The sequence below is a fragment of the Rheinheimera sp. genome (genome assembly GCF_037442525.1).
Classification (GTDB): domain Bacteria; phylum Pseudomonadota; class Gammaproteobacteria; order Enterobacterales; family Alteromonadaceae; genus Pararheinheimera.
Genome location: NZ_JBBIQD010000009.1, coordinates 64,491 through 87,038, shown reverse-complemented (window position 1 = coordinate 87,038; position 22,548 = coordinate 64,491). Strand labels below are relative to the sequence as shown.

20 protein-coding genes are annotated in these 22,548 nt (G+C 54.3%); 8 read left to right on the top strand and 12 right to left on the bottom strand.

Annotated features, from left to right (window positions below; translation table 11 throughout):
* Positions 1-152 precede the first annotated feature (152 nt).
* The 5 genes from WKJ03_RS13495 (at position 153) to WKJ03_RS13475 (ending at position 4,341) form a co-directional block, all read left to right on the top strand.
* Positions 153-1,562 carry a cytochrome ubiquinol oxidase subunit I gene (locus WKJ03_RS13495; protein WP_337842743.1) on the top strand — a complete coding sequence of 470 codons (1,410 nt, stop codon included), beginning with the start codon at positions 153-155 and terminating at the stop codon, positions 1,560-1,562.
* On the top strand, positions 1,562-2,605 hold the full coding sequence (cydB, locus tag WKJ03_RS13490; protein ID WP_337842742.1) for a cytochrome d ubiquinol oxidase subunit II: 1,044 nt from the start codon (positions 1,562-1,564) through the stop codon (positions 2,603-2,605). The genes WKJ03_RS13495 and cydB overlap by 1 nt, the downstream gene beginning before the upstream one ends.
* Before the next feature lie 306 nt (positions 2,606-2,911).
* Positions 2,912-3,235 carry a hypothetical protein gene (locus WKJ03_RS13485; RefSeq protein WP_337842741.1) on the top strand — a complete coding sequence of 108 codons (324 nt, stop codon included), beginning with the start codon at positions 2,912-2,914 and terminating at the stop codon, positions 3,233-3,235.
* Positions 3,236-3,309: 74 nt separating this feature from the next.
* Entirely contained in the window at positions 3,310-3,870 is a 561-nt protein-coding gene (locus WKJ03_RS13480; RefSeq protein WP_337842740.1) for a histidine kinase, read from the top strand.
* A gap of 198 nt (positions 3,871-4,068) precedes the next feature.
* Positions 4,069-4,341 carry a hypothetical protein gene (locus tag WKJ03_RS13475; protein ID WP_337842739.1) on the top strand — a complete coding sequence of 91 codons (273 nt, stop codon included), beginning with the start codon at positions 4,069-4,071 and terminating at the stop codon, positions 4,339-4,341.
* Positions 4,342-4,343: 2 nt separating this feature from the next.
* Here the strand turns inward: WKJ03_RS13475 and WKJ03_RS13470 are convergent, their stop codons facing one another.
* Both WKJ03_RS13470 and WKJ03_RS13465 read right to left on the bottom strand, forming a co-directional pair.
* Positions 4,344-4,826, bottom strand: a complete 483-nt coding sequence (locus tag WKJ03_RS13470) for a family 16 glycoside hydrolase (protein WP_337842738.1) — start codon at positions 4,824-4,826, stop codon at positions 4,344-4,346.
* A 6-nt stretch (positions 4,827-4,832) separates the two neighbouring features.
* Positions 4,833-5,216, bottom strand: a complete 384-nt coding sequence (locus WKJ03_RS13465) for a hypothetical protein (RefSeq protein ID WP_337842737.1) — start codon at positions 5,214-5,216, stop codon at positions 4,833-4,835.
* A 161-nt stretch (positions 5,217-5,377) separates the two neighbouring features.
* Between WKJ03_RS13465 and WKJ03_RS13460 the strand changes: the two genes are divergently transcribed.
* Positions 5,378-5,803: a chlorhexidine efflux transporter gene (locus WKJ03_RS13460; protein WP_337842736.1), complete on the top strand. Its 426-nt coding sequence runs from the start codon at positions 5,378-5,380 to the stop codon at positions 5,801-5,803.
* Positions 5,797-6,510: an AraC family transcriptional regulator gene (locus tag WKJ03_RS13455; protein WP_337842735.1), complete on the top strand. Its 714-nt coding sequence runs from the start codon at positions 5,797-5,799 to the stop codon at positions 6,508-6,510. Before WKJ03_RS13460 ends, WKJ03_RS13455 begins: the two co-directional genes overlap by 7 nt.
* On the opposite strand, the gene WKJ03_RS13450 is transcribed toward WKJ03_RS13455, so the two are convergent.
* From WKJ03_RS13450 to WKJ03_RS13440, 3 genes are all read right to left on the bottom strand, one after another.
* On the bottom strand, positions 6,485-9,184 hold the full coding sequence (locus WKJ03_RS13450) for a DUF2339 domain-containing protein (protein WP_337842734.1): 2,700 nt from the start codon (positions 9,182-9,184) through the stop codon (positions 6,485-6,487). The two genes, WKJ03_RS13455 and WKJ03_RS13450, sit on opposite strands and share 26 nt — an antisense overlap.
* Positions 9,185-9,288: 104 nt before the next feature.
* Positions 9,289-10,146, bottom strand: a complete 858-nt coding sequence (locus tag WKJ03_RS13445; RefSeq protein ID WP_337842733.1) for an SMP-30/gluconolactonase/LRE family protein — start codon at positions 10,144-10,146, stop codon at positions 9,289-9,291.
* A complete protein-coding gene (locus WKJ03_RS13440; protein ID WP_337842732.1) occupies positions 10,147-11,658 on the bottom strand; it encodes an FAD-binding oxidoreductase in 1,512 nt (503 codons plus the stop codon).
* A 312-nt stretch (positions 11,659-11,970) separates the two neighbouring features.
* Between WKJ03_RS13440 and WKJ03_RS13435 the strand changes: the two genes are divergently transcribed.
* Positions 11,971-12,939 carry a porin gene (locus WKJ03_RS13435; protein WP_337842731.1) on the top strand — a complete coding sequence of 323 codons (969 nt, stop codon included), beginning with the start codon at positions 11,971-11,973 and terminating at the stop codon, positions 12,937-12,939.
* A gap of 11 nt (positions 12,940-12,950) precedes the next feature.
* Here WKJ03_RS13435 and WKJ03_RS13430 read toward each other — a convergent pair whose 3' ends face one another.
* The 7 genes from WKJ03_RS13430 to WKJ03_RS13400 all read right to left on the bottom strand — a co-directional run bounded on the left by WKJ03_RS13430 (position 12,951) and on the right by WKJ03_RS13400 (position 22,503).
* Positions 12,951-14,486, bottom strand: a complete 1,536-nt coding sequence (locus WKJ03_RS13430) for a methyl-accepting chemotaxis protein (RefSeq protein ID WP_337842730.1) — start codon at positions 14,484-14,486, stop codon at positions 12,951-12,953.
* Between the two features lie 255 nt (positions 14,487-14,741).
* On the bottom strand, positions 14,742-15,140 hold the full coding sequence (locus WKJ03_RS13425) for a rhodanese-like domain-containing protein (protein ID WP_337842729.1): 399 nt from the start codon (positions 15,138-15,140) through the stop codon (positions 14,742-14,744).
* A gap of 49 nt (positions 15,141-15,189) precedes the next feature.
* The gene (locus WKJ03_RS13420; RefSeq protein ID WP_337842728.1) at positions 15,190-16,419 is read right to left on the bottom strand and encodes a serine hydrolase domain-containing protein; all 1,230 of its coding nucleotides are present in this window, start codon (positions 16,417-16,419) and stop codon (positions 15,190-15,192) included.
* A gap of 64 nt (positions 16,420-16,483) precedes the next feature.
* Complete coding sequence (locus WKJ03_RS13415; protein WP_337842727.1) at positions 16,484-17,284, bottom strand: SAM-dependent methyltransferase; 801 nt, start codon at positions 17,282-17,284, stop codon at positions 16,484-16,486.
* Positions 17,274-18,680, bottom strand: a complete 1,407-nt coding sequence (locus WKJ03_RS13410; protein ID WP_337842726.1) for a GGDEF domain-containing protein — start codon at positions 18,678-18,680, stop codon at positions 17,274-17,276. The genes WKJ03_RS13415 and WKJ03_RS13410 overlap by 11 nt, the downstream gene beginning before the upstream one ends.
* Positions 18,681-19,003: 323 nt before the next feature.
* A complete protein-coding gene (locus WKJ03_RS13405; RefSeq protein ID WP_337842725.1) occupies positions 19,004-19,207 on the bottom strand; it encodes a hypothetical protein in 204 nt (67 codons plus the stop codon).
* Positions 19,208-19,314: 107 nt separating this feature from the next.
* Positions 19,315-22,503: a DEAD/DEAH box helicase gene (locus WKJ03_RS13400; RefSeq protein WP_337842724.1), complete on the bottom strand. Its 3,189-nt coding sequence runs from the start codon at positions 22,501-22,503 to the stop codon at positions 19,315-19,317.
* Between the last annotated feature and the right edge of the window lie 45 nt (positions 22,504-22,548).

Below are 22,548 nucleotides of genomic sequence, written 5' to 3'. Positions count from 1 at the left end.
ATCCCCAGGAGTGATTTGCTACAGCTGTCAACGGAGAAGATAAATGCCCGACCTGTCGTTACTTATGGCCGAATTTGTAGTGCTTGGCAGTCTGCTGCTGTGTTGTTTAGCCCCTGGGCTGCTTGCCAGCTACTTACAGAAGGACAGTTAAGATGGAACTGGATGTTGCGCTGCTGTCCAGGCTGCAATTCGCTTTTACCGTCAGTTTTCATATTATTTTCCCGTCTATCACCATTGGCCTGGCCACCCTGATTGCGATTTGGGAAGCTTTGTGGCTGAAAACCGGTAATCCGCAGTATCTGCAACTGGCCAAATTCTGGATTAAACCTTTTGCTATCACTTTTGGTATGGGGGTGGTGTCCGGTATCGTTTTGTCCTACGAATTTGGCACCAATTTCAGCAAGTTCTCCGAACTGGCCGGCGCAGTGTTGGGCCCCTTGATGGCCTATGAAGTGCTGACCGCCTTTTTCCTTGAAGCCGGTTTCCTTGGCGTGATGCTGTTTGGCTGGCAACGCGTCAGTGCCAAGATGCACTTTTTCGCCACTGTCACAGTCGCCATCGGCACCTGGATTTCAGCCTTCTGGATTATTGCCGCCAACTCCTGGATGCAAACCCCGCAGGGCCACCAATGGGTCGACGGCAGACTGGAAGTTGCCAGCTGGCTGGAGGTTATTTTTAACCCGTCCATGCCTTACCGCTTAACCCATATGTTACTGGCGGCGCTGATCACCGCCACCTTTGTCGTGATGGCCACCCATGCCTGGTATTTAAAACGTGGCGAACATCAGGCCTTTGGCCGTAAGGGCTTGTCGATGATGCTGTGGTTTGCCTTGGTACTCACCCCGCTGCAAGCCTGGGTCGGCGACTTGCATGGCCTGAATGTGAAAGAGCATCAGCCCGTCAAACTGGCGGCCATGGAAGGGATTTGGCCGGAAACAGAGACCAATGTGCCACTGCTGCTGTTTGCGCTGCCCGATATGAAAAACGAAACCAATCACGCTGAAATTGCCCTGCCTGGGGTGGCCAGCCTGATCCTGACCCACAGCTGGCATGGCGAACTGCAGGGGCTGAAGTCGGTGCCCGCCGCCGACAGGCCCAATGTGCCACTGGTGTTTTTTTCGTTCCGCATCATGGTCGGTATTGGGTTGCTGATGATAGGCGTAGCCTTAGTGGGTACTTACCTGCGTTACCGTGGCACCCTGTATCAGGCCAACTGGTTTTTAACACCTGTCAGTTGGTTGGCTCCCACTGGGGTGATTGCCGTGCTGGCCGGCTGGTATGTGGTGGAAATAGGCCGGCAACCCTGGCTGGTCTACGGCCTGATCCGCACCAGCGACGTGGTCAGCCCCTTACCGGCTGAACGGGTGCTGTTTTCACTGACACTCTTTGTGCTGGCTTACAGCCTGCTGTTTGGCGTCTACCTGTATTTTATGCGCAAGCTGATCAAAAAGGGCCCGGCGCCGCTGGAGCAGTTGCAACAACAGCGCATCGGGGTAAAAGCCTCTGGTTATGCCCTGTCTTTTACCAAACAACTGGCTGATGAATCCGAAGGAGCGCGCTAATGGAACTGTCACTGAGCTTACCTTTGTTTTATTTCCTGCTGCTGGGCTTTGCGGTGCTGATGTACGTGCTGCTGGACGGTTTTGATTTAGGCATCGGCATTTTGTACCCCTGGTTTAATACAGATGCCGAACATGACCATCTGATGCGTTCGGTGTCACACGTCTGGGACGGCAATGAAACCTGGCTGGTGTTTGGTGGGGTCATTCTATTTGGAGCCTTTCCGGCGGCTTATGCCGCTATCGCCTCCCAGTTTTACCTGCCCATAGTGCTGATGCTGCTGGGCCTGATTTTCCGCGGCGTCGCCTTTGAATACCGCTTTAAATCCGACAGCTCCAGACGCTGGTGGAATACAGCTTTTGCCGCTGGCTCCAGCCTGGCCGCATTTTGCCAGGGCCTGATGCTGGGCACTCTGGTGCAAGGCTCGGCAGACAGCCTGTTCAACCAGTCCAGCCTGAACTGGCTGAGTCCATTTAGTCTGTTTTGTGGTTTTGCCGTGATGGCGGGTTACGCCTTGCTCGCCTGCTGCTACCTGGTGATGAAAAGCCGTGGTGAGCTGCAGCAAAAAGCGGCCCGTTATGGCCAGCGCCTGTTGCTGGCTGTGATGTTGTCGATGCTGCTGGTCAGTCTCTGGACTGTGCTGATTGAAGCAGAGATCCGGCAACGCTGGTTTGGCGGCTGGCATGGGTTGTGGTTTGTGCCTCTCCCTTTGTTGTCCGTGCTGGCCGCCCGTTTATTGTTTCGTGATCTGGGCCGGGTGCAACGGCAATTGGTGGCAGCGCAAGTGGTGCAAAGCCGCCATGAAGACCGGCCCTTCTGGCTGGCAGCCAGTCTGTTTCTGTTCGCCTTTGCTGGCCTGGTGGTCAGCATATTCCCTTACCTGTTGCCCCGGCAGCTCGATTACCTGCAGGCCGCTGCGCCAGACTCCAGCCTGCAGTTTATGCTGCCGGGGATTTTTATCTTCGTGCCGCTGATCTGCGCTTACACCTTCTGGGGCTACCGTATTTTCGCCGGTAAAGTGGAAGATTTTCAGGAGGGCTACTGATGCCAGACTCCATCCGGAAATCCCGCCAGCAATGGCTGTGGTTTGTCGCGTTTTATCTGCTGGGTGTCTCATGCCTCTCAGCGCTGGCTTTTTTGCTGAAATGGGGAGTAAGTTTCCTCTAAGCGTTTAAAAATCAACCTTTTTTCGGTGAAATCCGGCCGCTATCTTTGATCTGCCACAATAAATTGGCCGATCAGCAGCCGGATATTTTTTCATTTTTTTCATTTTTCCGGTTGCTTTTAAAAAATCACTGCTGCTATAGTCAGGTCAGGACCAAGCAGTTTTGGTCAATTCCGGGTGCGAAAAATGAGATTGCTGAGTTTTATCGCTGCATTGTTTTACCTGAGCTTGCTGAGCCCTTCAGCAGGCTATTCTGCATCAAGCAGTTGGGTGGACGTGCGCGAAAGCAACAAAATCAGCCTGCATGCCCTGATCGCTCCCGCCTCCTCCTCTCATCAGGCCACTGACAGCACAGAGAATTCTTCTGATCCGGACAAAACCTTAGCCTTGTGGCGTAGTTTTGAATTTCCGTCTGGCTCAGCTGCCCGCTCTCAGTCAACCGAAATCCCTGTTTTTAGCGAGCGGATCCGGCCGTACGCCAGCCGCGCGCCACCTGCACGCCTCGTTTAATTAGCAACGTTTTGAATTTGTTAAATTAAATTTTAAGGTTTTGTGGCCTCTGCACAAAGCCTATCGAGGTTAGCATGAGAAAGTTAAATTTATTTGCCGTAGAAACTGCCGATCATTTAGTGCAGCCTGCCGAATTCGCCGACACCAGCCTGGACACTGCGGCGCTGGAATTTGTCACCGACTTCAAACACAACAGCCCGATGATGATCGACGCCGAAACCTGTGCGGTGGAAGCAGAAGACATGATGAAGCATGAACACAGCAAGCTGAAACTGGTGATCGACGCCAATCAGGAAATGATCGGGTTAATCAGCTTCGAGCAGTTGTCTATTCAGAATGTGCTGCAGCGCATGGGCAAAGGCATTAACCGCAAAGACCTGACGGTTGCAGACTTAATGTTGCCACGCACTGAGGTCAAGGCACTGGCTTACCAACAACTGCAACACTGCAGTATTGGTGATGTACTGCACACCTTACAAAGCCACGGTGAGCAATACTGTCTGGTGATTGACACCGACTCCCACCATATCCGGGGTTTGATGTCGGCGGCCGATATTGCCAGCCGTCTGCATGTGCCGGTGCATATTGAAAAGACGCCGACCTTTTTGAATATTTTCGACAGGGTTTATGCCTGATTGAAGTGTAACGTTTTTCTTCCTGCCCCCGTCTGCAGTCATTCCCAGCGGACGGGGTTTTTGAAAGCCGCCACAGAGCATAGGTGACTCCAAGACCTCCCCTCTGCTGCCTTGCAGTTTATGGCGGCCTTTTCGGCCTCTCAAGTTTTCCTCCAGACAGCAGATATAAAGTCATATTCCCGCACGGAGAGCCTGAACATGACAGAAAATCGCCGCTTACAACGAATGCGTGACCTTGGAGTACGACTGCACGAACTCAGACTGGTCTCAACCTCTGCTCAACAGTCCTACGCCGCAGCAGCGCTGAATTTCCTGTTTCGTGAACATCAGTTGGAGCGCCCAAGCGGTGTACCTCTGGAAGTCACCTTGCAAAAGCTGGCCTCAGGTCTGGCACAAAAGTACGATTTACCTTTGCGGCCAGACCCGGACAAAATCATTGACTATTTCTGCCGCCAGTATCAGGTGCACTGAGTTTACCCCTCTGAAAACAGCGCCTGATACCGGGCAGGTAAACGGCTCAAAGACTTCAGTTGAATGCGTCGGTAAAATACTTCGGCCGCTTCACTTTGCAACTGAAGCTTCCCCTGCACCAAAGGCTGTACCTGACCTTGCTCGTCGCGATACCTGGAGTTACGCAGCACCATTACCACCTGACCATTGACAATGTGCAGGCTCTGGCCTTCAAAACAAATCAGTTCCAGCGTATTCCACTGCCCATCCGGTAACTCGTGGTTGTCTTTGCGCAGCACAAAGCCCTGGTTTTTTTCACCAGCGCCTACAGCCAGAAAGGGCTGCCGCTCATCGGCCACTGCGTTCATGATCGACTCTGGTAAAAAGGCCCGGATATCTATTGCTGAACTGGCCTGGCTCCAGTAATCACCCGTGTGGCCCTGCATAATCTGGAACTCCTGCGACAGCATCCAGGAACGCCAGTACTCTTTACCGTGCTCACCCACCGCATGTTACAGAATGCCACTGTCTTTTAATAACTGCAGGCGCGGCGGCCATTTCAGTTCGCCCCACCGAAACTGCAGGCTCAGATGGTAATTGCGGTACTGCTGTTTGCTGGTCAGCGCACCATAAATTTCACCACTGACCCGCAGCACGGGTTCGCCCTGCTCCTGTTGTACGGTAAATACCTTGAACCTGTCATTGCCGGTATTGAGCCCAATAGGGGCAACAGGCCGGCCTTGCGCATCTTTTGGGATGTCGCCCTGGTAACCAGGCTGATGGCGATAACTCAGGTAGGTATCCCACTGACTCAGCTGCGGGTCCAATAATTGTTGCCAGTCCGACGCCGCTAAGTGCGGGGCCACCGCCAGCATCCACAGGGAGATCCAACGCATATTCTGCTTCCTGCTTATAATGAAAGTGCTTTCATTGTACAGAAAATCACCAACACAACAAGCCAAACCAGTGGAACTCAGAATCAGCTTTTGGAGCTAAAACAACAGCTTGTGACGACAGCCTTCTGTGGTAGCCTGAATGCCTTTCGTTGTGAGGTTTTATGCGTTCTCATCTGGACTGGTTTCGTCATGCCATCTGTTATGAACTGGGTGCCGCAGGGCTGCGTACGCTCTGCACTCTGGCCGTGGCTCAGATAGGCTTGGGGGTCGCCACAGGTTTTTCGTTGCTAAGTACAGCCACTGTATTTTTGCTGACCCTGAGCCACACCCGTGTTTTCGACTATTGCCTGCTGCGCCTGACCGGCAGCCTGCATAAAAGCCGCCGTGCCCGCATTTGGCATTGCCTGAGTTACGAGCTGGCTGGAGTGCTGATCAGTATTCCGCTGACCTTATGGCTGCTGAATTTCAGCTGGCAGCAGGCACTGCTGCGTGAGCTGTTGATGTTTGTTGCCTTTACGTTCTATACCTACCTGTTTAATCTGGGGTATGACAAAGTGTTTCCAACGGCAGAAGCCAGCCAATGCTGAGTTTATCCATCCGCCAGTACAGCCCGCAGCTGCAAAGCCATCAGCATGAGTTTACCCAATTGGTCCTGCCGCTGACCGGGGTGCTGAAACTGGCCATGCCCACAGCTATGGTGCTGCTGCACCCAGGTGAAGTGGTGTTTATTGCACCAGGCACTGAACATGGTTTTGCCGCCCAGAATTTAAGCCGCTTTCTGGTGCTGGATTTAGCCGAAGCGCCACCACAGTTTCGCGCCTATTTTGGCCAGACCATGATGCTGCCCGCACCAATCACCAGTTACCTGACCACGTTGGAACAACTGCTGCTGGAACCCTCCGCCTTGTTGCCCCAGGCCGGTCAGTTGCTCTTGGATATGCTGTGCCAGTACCCCTTGCAGCCCAGGCTGGACCAACGGCTGCAACGCGCCATGCTTTATATGCAGCAACACCTGGGTGCACCGCTCGATTTAGCCCTGTTGGCTGATCAAGCCCACCTGAGCCTGAGCCAGTTTAAGCAGCTGTTCCGCCAACAACTGCAGCAAACCCCTGGGGACTATCTGACCAAGCTTCGGATGCAGCAGGCCCGGCAACTGCTGCAATTTTCCGACCTGCCGGTACAGCGCATTGCCAGGCTCTGTGGTTACAATTCTGCTTCCGCGTTCAGTGCCCGCTTTCGCCAGCAGTTTCAGCAAAACCCGCAGCAGTTCAGGGAGCAGCCGCCGGCACTTTAGCTTTAGGCAGTGGGGCTTTAATGCCGATCAGCACTGTCAGACCACCCACAGTGATAAAAGACACTATACGGCTCAGTGAGCCGGCGTCGGCCAGGTCAACCATAAATAACTTCAACAGCACCAGAGCCAGCAGACTGGCCCCAACCTGCCAGCGCACTCTGTGTTGGGCACTGTGCCCAAGCAGCATGAGCACCAGCGCGAGCACTGTCCAGCCAATGGAGAGACCCAGCTGCACCGCGCTGCTGTGCCAGAGTGCAGGCAGTTGCCAGGCTAACCCCAGGCTTAGTTGAATAGCCCGCACCAAAAGCACTGTGGCTGTGACAAACCCCAGCCCCTTCAGCAACAATTCTGCATAAGGTTCAGCCTGCAGAAAACGGCGCAGTATCAGCAGTTGCAGGGCGCCAAGCCCAACGCAGAACACCAGTAACACGTCATTCAGGTTCAGCACGGGCCACCCTGCGGCTGGCCACTGCAGTGCGGTCCACCAGAGCCACAGCAACAGGGCAAACCAAGGCAACGGTAATACACGCAGGAACAGTGGCAGCGGTGCAGGATGCGGCCAGCGCTGGTGCAACGTCAGCCACAACCCGGACAACAAAGGCAAAGCCACAGTGACAAAAATCAGCCACAAGGTCCAGCTGTCACTCAGCGACCAGAGCTGGGCCAGATAACAGGCCTGCCACAGCAACAAGCCTGAAACCAGCCAGGGCATGCCCAATAAATACAGCGGATGGGGCTGAGCCAGGGTTTTGAGCCAGCGATAGTGCGCCAGTAGCAAAAGTAACACGGCCGCTCCTCCTGACCAGTTCAACACCGGCCCCCAGACGGTCTGGTACCACAGCAGCGCCAGTTCATTGGCATAAAGCCACCCTGCCAATGGCAACAGCAACCAGCCAAAACGGCGCAAGCTGAGCAAAGGCCAGCGTCTTGCCAGCTCAGTTATCAGCAACAGGGAAACCGCCGCTGTCAGGATTTGCCAGGGCAAAGGCGTGCTGAGATGAGCTGCAAACTCGGCAAAAAAGGCGTGGTGCCAGCAATACCAGCCCAGCGCAAAACAGCCCAGGCTGATGGTTCTTTCTGCTGGCAACAAAGGGGCAGTGGCCGGGCGCAGGTCAGCACTGATCGCAAGCAACACTAACGACAGCCCCAGCACCAGCCAGTTCATAAAGTCACCTTGCACAAACCATAAATCACCGGTCTGGCTGGGCCATTGGCTGGCAAATGCCACGAAAGCGCCCAGCATCAGCAGGTAAGCGCCGGCCCGGCTGACTCTACTCTGCTGCTGGTAACCTAACCAGCATAAACCAGCAGCTTCCAGTGCCCAGCCGACTGTAGTCCAACTGGCGCCAAAGGAAAACGGCAGGATCAACGACGCAAACATCAGCGCCAACCCCAGCTGGATCTGCGCAAAACGCGTTAAGTCTTCGCGCTGCTGCCGGCGAACCAGGCCATAGAGCCCGGCATAGACGAACGCATACACAGCAGCACTGATGCCGTCGCCCTGGCTGAAATGCTCCGTCAGCAACAATTGCTGGCTGAAGGACAGCAGCGGCAACCCAAACACCAGGCTGCCATCAATAAAACCACGGTTCTGGTGGCCCTGACGCAGGGTAAAACGGTAACCAATCAGCAGGTACAACAGAAAAAATACGGCAAAAAATGGCTGAACCAGCAGGTAATCCACACTGCGGTACTGCAGCAATTGCCAGCTCAGTGAAATTGCAAAGGTGGCGATAAAACCCGTCCAGTTCAGCCAGCGCCATTGCCGGACCCAGGCCAGCAGCAAGACTCCGGCATTGAGCAGCAAATAATAGCTGAACAGCGCAACAAAGCGGTTGGAGCCGTCGGACGTCAGTAAAGGCACCAGAAAGCCGCCCGCTGTCGCCAGAATGGCAAGTCGCTGCGAGTGTTGCAGCAGGGCAACACCAGAACCGGCCAGCACTGTCAGCAGCATCAGCACAAAAGCAGTACCGGAGCTTATCATCGGGTAATACTTGCAGGCTGCGAATAAACAGAGATAGACCACAGCAAAACCGGCCCCTTGCAACAGCACTGCATTACTGCCAAGTCGCTGCCTTTTCCACCAGCCAAGCCCTATCAGTCCAACGCCTGTCAGACCAATAAAGCCCAACCGGACCTGCATCGACAATAGGCCCTGATGGGCAAAATAAGTGGCGAGAAAACTCAGACCCAAAAACAACACGGCGAGCCCGGCCAACACCAGCGGATTGACTTCTGCCAGTACAGCCCACAATTTCCGGAACGCAGCCTGCATAAAAGCCGTCGCAGGCTGTGACTCTGATACCGCTTTGGTTGACAGGGAAGTCACAGGGACAGGCTGAATCACCCCAAGTTCTGCCGACATCAGCGTCACCACAGGAAGGAGTTCAGTTTGAGGTTCAGCGGGATAAGCAGGGTCAAGGCTCTGGTTTTGTGGTGAAACCTCCGAAGCGGGAGGCGCGGCTGCAGCAGAGGCCCCATCCGCACTGTGCAACTCGCGTTGTAATGCGGAAATTTGTGTGCGCAGCAGCTGAACCTGAGTTTGCACTGTGGCCAGACGCTGCCATAACTCCACCGCCATCCCCAGCGCCAGACCCAGGCCTGCGCCAGTCAGCCACTGCTCAGCAAGCGCCCCCAACACGGCCCCAAACAGCAGGCCTATCCATATCCACATGCCCTAAGCTCCTTGCTCTGGTGGTTGTTTGGTGATGAAAGCACCATAACACGAATCATCACTTGCAACAAAACCGTTACATGCAGCAGTGGTGCGCAAGCAAATCAGCGGTTATCAGGCGTTAGTTTTAGCAACTCCACAGCCCCACGTTTTTGCAGGGTGACATAAAGTAGATCCGGGTTCTGGCTGTCAAAGGTGACGTTGGTAGGAAACTCGCCTTTAAGCTGGTATTCGCGCAGCAGCTCGCCTTGTGGGCTGACTTTGGCGACTGTTCCTTTGCCATAGCGGGCGATCAGCAGGTTCCCCTCTTGGTCGCAGCGCATGCCATCCAGACCAAAGTCGGCAAATTCAATCAACAGGCGTTTATTGCCTGGGTTAAGTTCCTTATCCAGGTCATAAACCCAGACCCGGCGCTGCGCGCTTTCGTTGATATAAAGCCGGGTCTGATCCGGGCTGATTTCAATGCCATTGGTGGTGCCCATGCCGGTTTCCATCAGCTGGGCCTGACCATTCAGACCTATGCGCCAGAACTGGCCCTGGCGGTTAACCCAGTCGGGGTCCGACGCGAAAATAACGCCGTTGTCGGCAATGGTCAGGTCATTGGGCTGAAACATCCGGGGGTCGTGGCTGTACAACTTCAGCTGTTTGCCGTCGTAACGCCAGATGTTATGGCCTGTGTAGTCGGCAATAAACATCTGGCCTTTGGCATCAAAACGTATGCCATTACCAATGCTGCCTTGAGGCAGCGACAGGTACAGCTGGGCTTTGCCATCCCGGCTGACTTTACCTACAGTGCCTTCCGAGCCCAGATTCACCGCATAGAGGTTGCCTGCCGGGTCCATCGCCGGGCCTTCAATGGTGGCGTAAAATACCCCGTCGCCAACAAAATCCGTACTGTCGCGTTCCACCGGTGCCGATGAAACCACCACAGTCGCCAGCACCGTATTCAGCCATAACGTCATTCAGTCCTCCTTGATACTCTGGGAAAATTGCAGCACTGAGCCTGGGTCATACTGCCGTTTCAGGCGCTGCAGCCTGGGGTAGTGGTCCGCATAATAAGCCTGTGGCCAGTTCGACAAGAGCGGGTCCGTGTAGTTCAGATAAGCGCCACCTGTGCTCCAGGGGGCCATGGTGCGGCGCATCTGGCCCATCCATAAATCAGCCTGTTGCAGTTCTTTTTCTGCAGTGCCAACCGGCCGGCTGACCAGATACTGGGCGCAAAAATCGGCGGCTCTGTGGGCAAAGGCGGTGTCATCATGCGCCAGGTCCCGAATAGCGCCCCCCATCAACGTCAGCAGAATGCCACCACTGTGGCCCTGTTGCTGCCGTTGCCGCACCGCATCCAGCAGCGCATCCAGCCCGGCTTTTGGCATAGCGCCACGAAAAAAGTCGGAACTGCCAGCCATCGCCACCCGGCGCAACCTCGCCTGCTCCGACTGATGTGGCAATTTGCACTGCGCCATTTCAAGGCCTGCGCAGTCACTGAGCATATATTCGGCGTAATCATGCAATACCACGTCCTGTTCGAAAGGCTGTGCAGGCAAGCGCCGCAGCCAGGTCGCCCATTGCTGCTGCAATTCTTTGGTCGCTCCCAGACTGCTGACCCGGATTTGCAGCACAGGGGCTTTGCGTTGATCTTCTGTCCACCAAAAGGCGGCTTGCGACCAGAGTTCCCGTGGCAGTTGCCGGCTCCAGTGCTGCCACAGATTCAGTACAGGCAAGGCCTGCTCAAACTGAAAATAGGCATGGCAGCTCAGCACTTCCGCCGTCGGAAAAGTACGGAACTGAAGCCGGGTGACCAAGCCAAACTGGCCTCCGCCACCGCCGCGCAGGCCCCAGAATAACTCGGGGTTTTGTTGCTCTGAGCAGCGCAAGACCGCGCCGTCCACAGTGACCAGTTCAGCTTCCAGCAAGGCGTCGCAGGTCAGGCCGTATTTGCGGTCTGCCATGCCCATACCGCCGCCCAGCGTCAGGCCACTGATGCCAACGCCAACACAACTGCCCGCAGGAATAGAGCGGCCTTGCTGGCTGAGCTGAAAATACAAGTCGCCCAGTTTGGCTCCCGCCCCAACCCATGCCGTTTCGCCTTGCAGTTCAATCTGATCCATCAGTGCAAAGTCGAGCAAAATGCCTGGGGTGCAGGAATAACCTGCGTAGTTATGGCCACCGCAACGGCCAACCAAGGGCAGCTGGAATTGCCGGGCAAAAGCCAGCACCAGCTGTACATCCGCAGCCAGCTTTGGCCTGGCGATCAGGGCTGGTTGTATGGCGTCAAACCGCGAGTTGGCCGCTTTGGCAAAGCGGCTGAATAAAGCATTGGCCGGGAACAACAATTGCCCCTGAAAACTTCGCTGTAAGGCTTGCCAGTCCGCCGCTTCAGGTAAGGCCGGTTTGAGCTGACAACCTGCCAGTTGCAACCCTGCTGTTGCAGTTAGCCAGGCCGCGCCTTGGCTGAAAAATTCCCGTCTGTGCACTGTCCGCGCCCGTTATTTTTGTAATGCCGCGCACCTTATCACAAAAAACTTTCTTGATCTGATTCGGCCAGCAGAGCTTTGCAACACCAGGTGCAGCAGTCCATTAAGGAACTGAACTCAATCAACTGCACAGCCTGGACTGGCGCCTGGTTGAATACAGTGATCACTCTCAGCAAGGAACCAGACAGGTCACTGGCAGTGCATCGCGGCAATATGATAATTCTGATAAATATGGAAGGATGTTTTTTGGCGTTCTGAAAAAATACTGCCACAATAGAAGGGTTTAGCCACCATTTCTTACAGAGCACAGTTATGAAATCAACCTTATTCCGCATGAAGTTAACTGCTGTTGGTTTTGCTTTGACTGCCAGTGGACAGGTCGCCGCTTTCGACTGGGATATCTATGGAAAAATTGATCTGCAAGGGCTGTACACCGAAAACGACTTGTACCGTTACGCCGATGAAGGCTGGCAAATTGAAGCCCCGTTAAGCCGCATTGGTGCCAAAGCCAAACAGGCGTTTAATGACGAATTCAACCTTGTGGCCGTATTTGAGTACCAGGTTAATGGTCTGGATCAGGCGAACCGGGATGACAAATTTGGTCTGCGAAACGCCTATATCGGCTTTGCCGGCAAAAGCTGGGGCGAACTGGTGTTTGGTAAAAACGACACCCGCTTTAAAAAGTCTGAGGGCAAAATTGACCTGTTTAACGAAACCCTGAACGATATGGCGCAGCTGACGCCAGGCCAGGACCGGCTGGAAAATGTCGTGGTTTACACCAGCCCTGTGCTGTCCGGCCTGCAGTTTTCCGCCACCTATCAAACCGGTGTCAGTGACGAAGAATCCGGAGGTTATGACTGGACCTTAAGTTATGGCGACTCAGGCTTTAAAAGCTACAGCTACTATGTGGCTTACAGTCAGGCCCATGATCTGAATAACCTGGATGCTCAGCGGGTGCTGGTGCATGCCAGGCTGGCGGAGGTGGCAGGCGGCCTGTTGTCCGGCGGTCTGATGTTCCAGCACAGTGAACACCAGACCCGGCCATTAAAAGGCGATGCATTACTGGCAGAACTGGCGTTTGACCGGGAGCAGTTTACCTACAAGCTGCAATGGCAAAAAGACGACAGTAAAACCCGTCATCCCGAAGAAGGCCGGCTCTGGTCCGCCGGGCTGGAATATGGCTACAGCAAAGAGCTGGCGGTTTACACCATGTTCTCGATGCTGGATTTACAAAGCCAGGACGATAATTCAGCCGCTTTGGGGGTGCGTTACACCTTTTAACGCAGCCCCGCTCAGGGCCGTTTAAAACCAATACGGAAGCCGCCCCAGTGGCGGCCCCGCACCCGGATAGGGACTGACAGATCGTGCAGAATCTCCCCTGTATCCCTTTTATAAGTCTGCAACAACATCGATTCGGTATTGCTGCCACACCGGCTGCCAGTTCTGTCGCTGAAAATACGTTTGGTGCGGTTTTGCAGTAAGTCTTTCTGATAATCACCGGTTAACGGCTGGCTGTATTTTTTATTGTGAGTCGGAAAATAACCTTTTTTATCCACAGCCCCGGCATACAGCACAGACGCATGGCGCGTTAAAATCGGCTCCTGAATAGCGGGAAACTGCTGATCGGTAAAGCTGTCATAAGGCGTGTGGTATTTCGGCGGATTGGTATTGGCAATTTCGGTATAGTGCTCACTGAACAGCTGGTTTTCCGTCAACTGACCGCTCTGAAGCGCCTGCTCAAACACGGCCGCAATACGGGCGGCTGCCTGTTCGGCCTCCTGCAAAATAGGCGCATAAAAACTCTGGCTGGAGACGGTGCTGAGTTCGCGGTAAATCGATTCGGTTTCCACCGATAAATCTATGGCTTGCGCAGCGACTGTTTTGCCTTTTTGTTCAACGGCCGACAAAGACTGATGGATTGCCTGCATGGCCTGATCAATCTGCGTGCTGTTTTGTTCCAGGCCGGTGCTGACCTGTTCTATCTGCTGCAAGGATGCAGACACCTGGCTGACTTCATCATTAATGCCGCTGAAGCCAGCAGCAACAGACCCCAGTTGCTGCTGCACTGCGCCGCTTAAGCTGACCAGTTTCTGCATCAGCAACGCATTCTGCTCTGTCTGCTGGCGGATATCGGCCAGCATGGCAGCAATATCAGCGGTCGCTTCGGAGGTTTTGCCCGCCAGAGCCCGCACTTCATCGGCCACCACGGCAAAGCCTCTGCCCTGCTCCCCAGCCCTTGCCGCCTCAATAGCGGCATTCAGCGCCAGTAAGTTGGTCTGGTTGGCCACACCGGTAATCACTTCAGTAATACGCTGAATGCTGTCGGCACTGCTTTTCAGCCGCTCCAGCTCAGTGGCAGCATGGCCCACTGCCTGCGTCAGTTCACTGATGGTGGACACCCCTTGCTGCAAACTGACATCCGCCTGTTCACAGGCGTCAGCCGTATGGCTCAGGCTGCGGCTGATCTGTTGCAGGTTGTCGGTCAGGCGGGCACTGCTGTCAGCCAGCTGGGCCGTGGCTTCGCTGATCCGGCTGGTATCGTCATTGCTGCCCTGAATATCTTTGATCAGACCATCAATATAAAACGACACTTCAGCCGAACCTATGGCCATTTTGGAGGTGGCGGCGGTAATGGCATCGGCTTTGTCGCTAAAAGACGGAGAGGCCAGAACCGGCGCTCCGGAGTCAGGTGTCAGGCGGTGCCACCACAGAGAGGCCAGAACAGCAGTGGTCAGTACTGCCAGCAACCAGACTGGCCAGTGCAACCACCACCAGAGCAGTTGCCCGGCTAAAAAAGCCACTAACACCAGCACTGACTTTGCGTTCATGTCTACCCCGCACTCTTTTTCTAATTATAAAAAAACCAGTGTTTTACTTTTCTACAGCGGGTGTCAAACATTGGCTCCGATACCAAGACTAAAGTCTATACCCATCGCCCTTGAGGCTGCAGCTTTGTTGGCTGCATCATCTCGCCCCAGTCACATAGTTACTATGCTCCTGGGGTCTCACTGCCTTGCCGCCTCGCCGCAACATCAAGTGACTTGGGTACATACCCATCGCCCTTGAGGCTGCAGCTTTGTTGGCTACGACTGTCGCACCGGCAGACCAGCGTCTTGCCAGGCTGACATGCCACCGGCAATGGAATAGACTTCATGAAACCCCATACGGTGCAATGACTCAGCCGCCAGGGCTGAACGAGCCCCAGAGCGACAAATCAGGTAAAGCGGCTGCTTCGCCAGTTCAGTCAGAGCCAGCAACGCATCTTTTTCTGTGGCCACAGCCGGGTGGCTGTGCAGCTGCATTTCCAGCACACCACGGGGCATGCTGACCGCATTGGGAATATGGCCCGCTGCAAACTCAGCAGGTTCACGAACATCAATTACTCTGGGTTCTGTGGTTTTTACCAAAGCGGCCAGTTGTTCGACCGACAGTTCCTGAATTTTTGCTTTGGCTTCAGCAGCCAGCTGTGATCCGGTTTTCATAAGTCTATCCCCTTGTTTTCACTGAGCTTACTATAGCCGTTGATCGTATTCACTCAAGTCTGTTCTGCTGGTAAGCGGCTTCAAACTGTTGGCGCTGCCGCAGACTGACTCCGGTTACAGCCGCAGCCACCACTGTCGCCAGCTGCGCCCTTAACTGGCGGATACTGGCGGTGTCATCCGGGTAAGTTCTGTTGGTCAGCACTACCAGATAAGTACCGCTCTGCGGGTCCAGCCAGAAACTGGTGCCTGTGTAGCCGCTATGGCCTACTGAACCTGTTGGAAACAACTCGCCCCGCACTGACGAAAAAGCAGAGCTGATATCCAGCCCCAGGCCACGGGCCACGGCGCCGTTTTTGCTCTGTGCCCAATAAGGGCTGACCATTAACTGGGCGCTGGCGGGCGACAACACCGGAGTCATCTTGCCTTGCAGCCCCTGGTGCAGCATCTGCAGCCACAGCGCCAAATCCGCCGCTGTGCCAAATAAGCCGGCATGCCCGGCCACCCCAGCCAACCGCTGTGCTGTGGGGTCATGCACTATGCCCTGCAGTTGTTGTATTTGGGCAGGTAACCACTGATAAGCAGCATGACTGCTGCGCAGCGCCGCAGGTGCGGTACGCTGCAGCCGTTTTTCAGCAGCTGGGCACCAGGGCTGACACAGCTGCTGGTAGGCCGTATCCTTCATACCTAAAGGCTGCAACACCCAAAGCTGCATCAGTTCGGCCAGAGGGGCTGCACCGGCCCGTTCGGCAATCAGCCCCAAAAGCACAAAACCCGTATCGGAATAGACAAACTGGCCCGGCGTCTGAGTTAACCGCAAAACTGCCAGCTGTGTGGCCAGCCCTTGTGAGCCTGTCCAGTTGGTCTGCAGATCAAAGCTTGCTGGCAAACCTGAGCTATGGGTTAACAAATCGCGGATAGTGATGGCTTGCACTGCGGAGTCCGTCAGTTCTGGCAGATACTGACCTATGGCGTCACTCAGGCTCAGCTTGCCAAGCTCCTGCAGCCGCAGAATAAGGGTGGCGGTAAAAGGCTTGGTTAAAGAGGCCCAGTCATACAAGGTGTCTGGCTGCACTTCTGCACTTGCTGTGGTACTGAAACGGCCAAAAGCTTTGTGATACAGCACCAGATCGCCTTGCCCTACCAGCAATACGGCGCCAGGCGTCTGACCGGCGGCAACAGCCTGTTGCATCAGGTTATCCAGTGGGGTTAAACGCCCAGGATCCAGGCCGGGTTGCGCCCATAGCGGCAAACTTAACAACAGCAGAAAGAGGTAACGCATGGTGAGCCCCGGCAACAGCAGATCACTCCACTTTAAGGGAAACTGCGCTTTTGGGCCAGCTGAGTCACAGCTGGCGCAGCGGATGATCAGCAGGCACTTCCAGTAAATCCAGCATTTGCCAATCCGGGGTTTTGGCCCGGGCAGGCGGTACCACCAGAGTGGTAATTTGATTAAGTTGGGCTTTGGCTAAATCCTGCAGCAGAATTGGCTCGATACGGGGTTGCCAGATAGGCAGATCAGCCGCCTCGTACAACAGCACCTGATGATCGGCCGGGTAAAGTTGCAGTAAGCGTTGTTGCAATGCCTGTGTGCCCGTCTGGTTTTGCTCCAGCCGCTTTAAGCTGAAATCCCCCGCTATAGCCACCTGCCACAAAATAAGATAGGCCGAGGTGTCCACAGTACGGCGGTAAAACAAAAACTGGCTGGCTTCAAACTGCGCACAGCCCTGCGCCATGGGGTCTATACCCAAATCGGCATAGAGACAGGCATCCGCCGAAATACCCGCTTCCATTATCGCCCGGTAGCCCAGGGCGGTTAAGCGTCGGATCACTTCATGGGGCGGCCAGCTGGCCACGCCGGGATGACCGTAACAGGCCCAGACCACGTGTTTGCCTTGTTGCACAGCCACCATCACTGCCGCCATCATGGCCTCATAGCTGTCGAGCCTGGATTGACCTGGCTGGTAAAAGGGCTGTAAGTCCACCAGATTAGGATTAATTTTGTGCAAAAAACCAGCCAGGTAATGGCTGTTGCTATGGAAAAACACCAGATCGGCTGCTGCCAGTCGGGCCCGGGCCAGCTCAGTAAGCTGGCTGCCAAGCATAATACCCAGGCCAATGCAAAATAGCTGGCCTTCAGATTTCATAGCCGGGTTCCATCGCAAACGTCTGGCAGCTGTTACGGCCTGCAGCTTTAGCCATATATAAAGCGTCATCGGCCTGCTGCAGCAACTGCTCAAAGCTCTGGCCCGGTAATGCGGCAGCCACACCAAAACTGGCGGTTACCTGCACTGTGTCGCCTTTCAGGCTGAATTTGCGTTCAGCAATACGGCACCGGCAGACTTCGGCCAATGTGAATGCATGTTCAAGGTCACAGCCCGGCAAAAAAATTGCGAACTCTTCACCACCCATCCGGGCTATTACATCCTGCTTACGTAGCGCCGACTGGCAGAGTTTGGCGACCTGCCTTAACACATAATCACCACTGGCATGGCCATACTGGTCATTCAACTGTTTGAAATGGTCGATATCCAGCATAATCAGGCTCTGTTGCTCGGCCTGACGCCGGTTTTGCAGTTGCGAAGATACTTGTTCAGTGAAATGCCGCCGGTTTAATAAATGGGTCAGATAATCTGTGGTGGCCAGGCGGTGCAATGCCCGACGTTTGCCATTGACTACATAAAGCGCCAGTAACAGCAACGCGACCAACGCCATACCAGCAAAAATGGCCACCAATTTTTCATTGGTTTGCACTTCCCGCTCCAGCCGAAGCAGTTCGTTCTGATTTTTCAGCAGTGCCAGCGTATTCTCACTTTCCAGCAGATTGGTTTGTGCCTGGTGATAAGCAATATTTCTGGCTTTATAGTCATCAAAATATGCCTGCTGCAGTTGGCTGTATTGTTGATATGCAGTGAGTGACTCGGCCGTCCTACCTTCAGCTTGATAAAACTTAGCCAGTAATAATAATGACTTGTTACCCACATCCAAATCTTTCAACTGATGCGCCTGTTGTTGAACCAAAAGCAATAAATGCTCAGCGTCCAGAGGTCGGTGTTGTTGGATATGAACTTGAGCCAACAAAAATCGTGCCTGCAGAATTGCCGGAGGAAACCCGATTTGTTCTAGCTCGCTCAACAAAGCAGTCATCTCAACAAGCAACAAAGACTCCCCTATCAGTAGTCGATACTCCGCAAGGTAAAGTGCCAAGCTCGCAGTCATCAAGCGTTCGTTTGCTTTTTGGCACACAGCTCTGGCTTGTTCTGCCAACACTTGATCCTTGTAGTTTCCAAGCTTTAGCTGAACATGAATATTCAGTACTTGGGCAATACATTTTTGCCTGTCATCCACAGCATAGCGCTGCAAATTGTCCACAAACTGAGTTGCTCTCTGGTAAGCGCCTGCACTGACATGCAACTGCACAGCAACAGTGTAGATATTGGTCAGTAGCTCTTTATCTGTGATCCGATTGACTAACTGTAAGCTGTTAAACAAGTAGCTATAAGCAGCTTCGTAATCTTTCAGCGTTTCCTGAATGTTGGCCAATAATAGGTTTGCACGAATTCGTTCAGTCGGAAATGGGCTGGATGTCAAAGGAAGCATTAAGCCTACAGCCTCGTTCAACTGACCTTTAATCGCCTTTAAGTAAGCCTTCAAATAAAGTAAGTGATGTTGCTGCTGCGCTGACAGCGAGGCCTGCTTCGTGTCTAAATCCCTGACCAGTTGCTCAGCCAATACAGGATTCGATGTTCTTACTCGTTGAGCAGCCTGAAGTTGTTGTGCGGGTGAATCATATTTTTCAGCAAAAACTGGCCCGCAGAGTATCAACAGGCCAGTGAATAAGAGGGGACGGGCGAATACACACAACATTAAGGAATGTGGTAAAACATAACAGCTTTGACGGACTGACCAGTCAGCTTCTCCACCTGAGCTTTATCCCCTGACAGCACAGCGTCTATTTCATTTTGCGCTAAGCCGTAACTTTGCATAGTGCCAGCAGCATCTGCAATATACTGTTGCTGAAGGTCAGTATTGGTAGCCAGTTCTTCAATAAATTGCGCGAGCTTTGACATCTTTTACTCCATGTTGACAGCAAATCGCGGCAAAAAACGCCGCTTTGCCCAGCATACTGCCGAACCTGTAACGGTGACAATATGCAATTAATGATCATCCGATGAATTTAGCTGTTAAAGAGTTCCAGTAAGTCTTTCGCTTCGCCCTGCCAGGCCTGTTGCTGGCCCAAGGCAAACAGCTGATCGGCAAGTCCTTGCTTATAGCTTTGTAACTGCTGCACTTTTTCTTCCACCGTATTGGCGGTGATCAGCTTGTAGACAAACACCTGTTTGTCCTGACCAATACGGTAGGCCCGGTCTGTCGCCTGCTGCTCCGCCGCCGGGTTCCACCAGGGGTCATAATGGATCACTGTGTCCGCCGCTGTCAGGTTTAACCCAGTGCCACCGGCTTTTAAGCTGATTAAAAACACCGAATTATCACCAAGCTGGAAGGCGTCTATCTGTTCCTGGCGCTTTTTGGTCTGGCCTGTCAGTTTGCTGTAACTGATGCCCAGGTACACCAGTTCCTGCTCGATCAGGCCAAGCATGGAGGAGAACTGGCTGAAGATCAGAATTTTGCGGCCTTCGTCGACCATTTCCGGCAAAGTGTCGCGCAACCATTCCAGTTTGGCGTTGTGCTGCACCGACTGCGCCTGCTCAATAGGCACCAGTCGCGCATCGCAGCAAGCCTGGCGCAGTTTCAGCAGAGCGTCCAGGTACTCCATCTGACTGGCGGCGACCCCTTTGCGGGCAAACAGCTCCCGCACTTTGGTTTCCATCACCAGCCGGATGCTTTCGTACAAATTGCGCTGGTCGCTTTCCAGCTCCAGTAGCTGCAGAATTTCAATTTTGTCTGGCAGCTCAGTCGCCACCTGCTTTTTGCTGCGGCGCAAAATAAAAGGCGCAATGCGGGCACGCAGCGTAGCGGCCCGTTCCGCGTCGGCCGATTTTTCAATCGGCTTGCGGTACACCTGCTGAAAATGCGCTTCGGTGCCGAGCAACCCCGGCAGCACAAAATCAAACAAGGCTTTCAGTTCACCCAGATGATTTTCCAGCGGTGTGCCGGTCAGCGCCAACCGGAAGCCGGCTTTGAGCTGACGCACCAGCTGCGAAGCCTGACTGGCCGAGTTTTTAATATGCTGGGCTTCATCCAGCACTACTGCACTGAACTGCTGATGCAGATACAAAGCCGCGTCGCGCACCAGCAAGGGGTAGCTGGTGACAATTAAATCGTAATAGGCCAGTTGTTCAAAATACTGCTGCCGCTTGGGGCCATAGAGGGTCAGTACCTTTAACTCAGGCGCAAAGCGGCGGGCTTCGTTATGCCAGTTGCCCAATAAACTGGTGGGGCAAACAATCAGGGCTGGCTGCTGCAACTTGCCTTCTGCTTTCTGATGCAGTAAAAACGCCAGGGTCTGCAGGGTTTTACCCAGGCCCATATCGTCGGCCAGCACACCAGCCAGGCCAAAACGTTGTAAAAACACCAGCCAGTTCAGGCCTTGCTGCTGATAAGGCCGCAGTGTTGCCAGCAGGCCTGCGGGCACCACCACCTCTTCAATACCCTGAAAATGCTGCAACTGACTGACCAGGGTCTGCAAGCGGCCAGCGTTCAGGTAATTGATGAATTCAGCACCGGGCTCTGGCAACAAGGCTGCTTTATAGGCCGGAAGCTCCAGTTCCAGCGGCGGTTTTTTCAGGTTCAACAGTTCCACTATGGTGTCGATCACCGGCTGGATCAGGCTGAACGGCAAGGCCACTTTGCCTTGTGGCAGGCTAAGCCACAGGGTGTCCTGCGCATTGGGCAAGCCATAACTGCGCAGCCACTGGCTGATCAGCGGCAACAATGGGACTTGCTGACCGTCCACATCCACCTGAATGGCCAGGCCAAAACCACCATTGGCTTTGTCGTTCAGCTCAATATAGGGCTTAGCGTCCAGCACCGCCTGGTTAAAGGCCGGGTCCTGCTCTACCTGCCAGCCTTGTAGTTGCAGTTCTGGCAACGCATTCAGCAAGGGCTGCCATAGCAGCGGGTTATCCGGCCCGTCACCACAATCAAACCAGGCAAAGGGCTGGTCTTTGTCCGCCACGGCGCGCAGCCCGTACTGAGTGAGCTGGTTCAGCACGGCGGTTTCCAGGGTGCGGTCGCGGCGGATAAACAGGGTTTTGTCGCCTTGCTGCAACTGGGTTTGTGCCTGCTGCAATGCCAGCGGCAGCCGGTAATCGCCGTATTGCATCAGCAGTTTTGCCACAGCTTGCGGCTGCTTTTGTCGTTGGCTCTGCAGTTGTAACTGCAGCACAGGCTGAGCTTTCAGCTCCAGTTTCTGAATAGCACTGGCATCCGGTACCGGTAACGGCATGGCCGGAAACAGCTGCTGCAGTTGTTTCAGGCTGTCTTCCAGCACGGCAGCTGGCACAGGGGGTAAACGCATCAGCAGCTTGAGTTCACGGCCGGACAAAGGCGACTGCAAATGCCCCAGCTGATTATTGAGCGCATCGAGGTAACAGGGTGGTTCGGTAAACACCAGTTCCAGTTCACCGTCTGGCTGTGGCTGTTGCAGCAACTGCCAGCCCACTTTGGTTTTCAGCCAGCGCAGCTGCAGCTCTTTCGGCTCGCGCCACTGCAGCTCACGCCGCTCTTCATCCAGCACAGCACGGCCGGTCGCCAGCACCTGCTGCAGCACCTGATAACCCCATTCGTCTTCCAGCACCGAATGGCGTTTGGCGTCAAAGGCGAAAAACTGCTGCAGTAACCTATAATCGGCTTCCGGCATCCAGGCTGGCCGCGCCTGGCCTAACAATTCGCCCGGGCTGATAATTTTGCCTTTGCTGTAATTGCCGTTGGCGGCCTGCTTCACCCGTTTCGGTGCCAGTTGCAGGCCAACAGGAGCCGGGCGTAATTCGTACAGCACCAGATCGTCGCTGTGCTCTTCGGCTTGCTGTTGTTGCCGGGCGTCGTTAAACCACTGGTTCAGCAGCTTCAGCGGTTGCTGCTGACTTTTTTGGGCCTGTTGCTCCAGTTGATGGCGCAGTTTCAGTAAGGCTGCCAGCGCATGTTTGCAACGGGGCCCTTCAGCGCAGGTGCAGGAATCGGTCAGTTGCCACTGGCCGGCGTCGTCCTGGCTCAGTACCAGCAGTTGCTTAAAGGGGCTGAAGCCGTCCCCCCAGACCTGAGCGCGGATTTGCGAAAAGTCCGGTTCATAGTCCAGCTGCACCACTTTACCCGCCAGGAAATAGGCGCGGGCCTTATGAAAAGTGGCTGGGTGAAACCATAACTGCAGTTGTTCCTGCGACAGTGGAAACTCAAACTCAAGCGACATAAGGGCGAATTTTCTGACACAAAATGGGCGTTATGCTACCTCAAA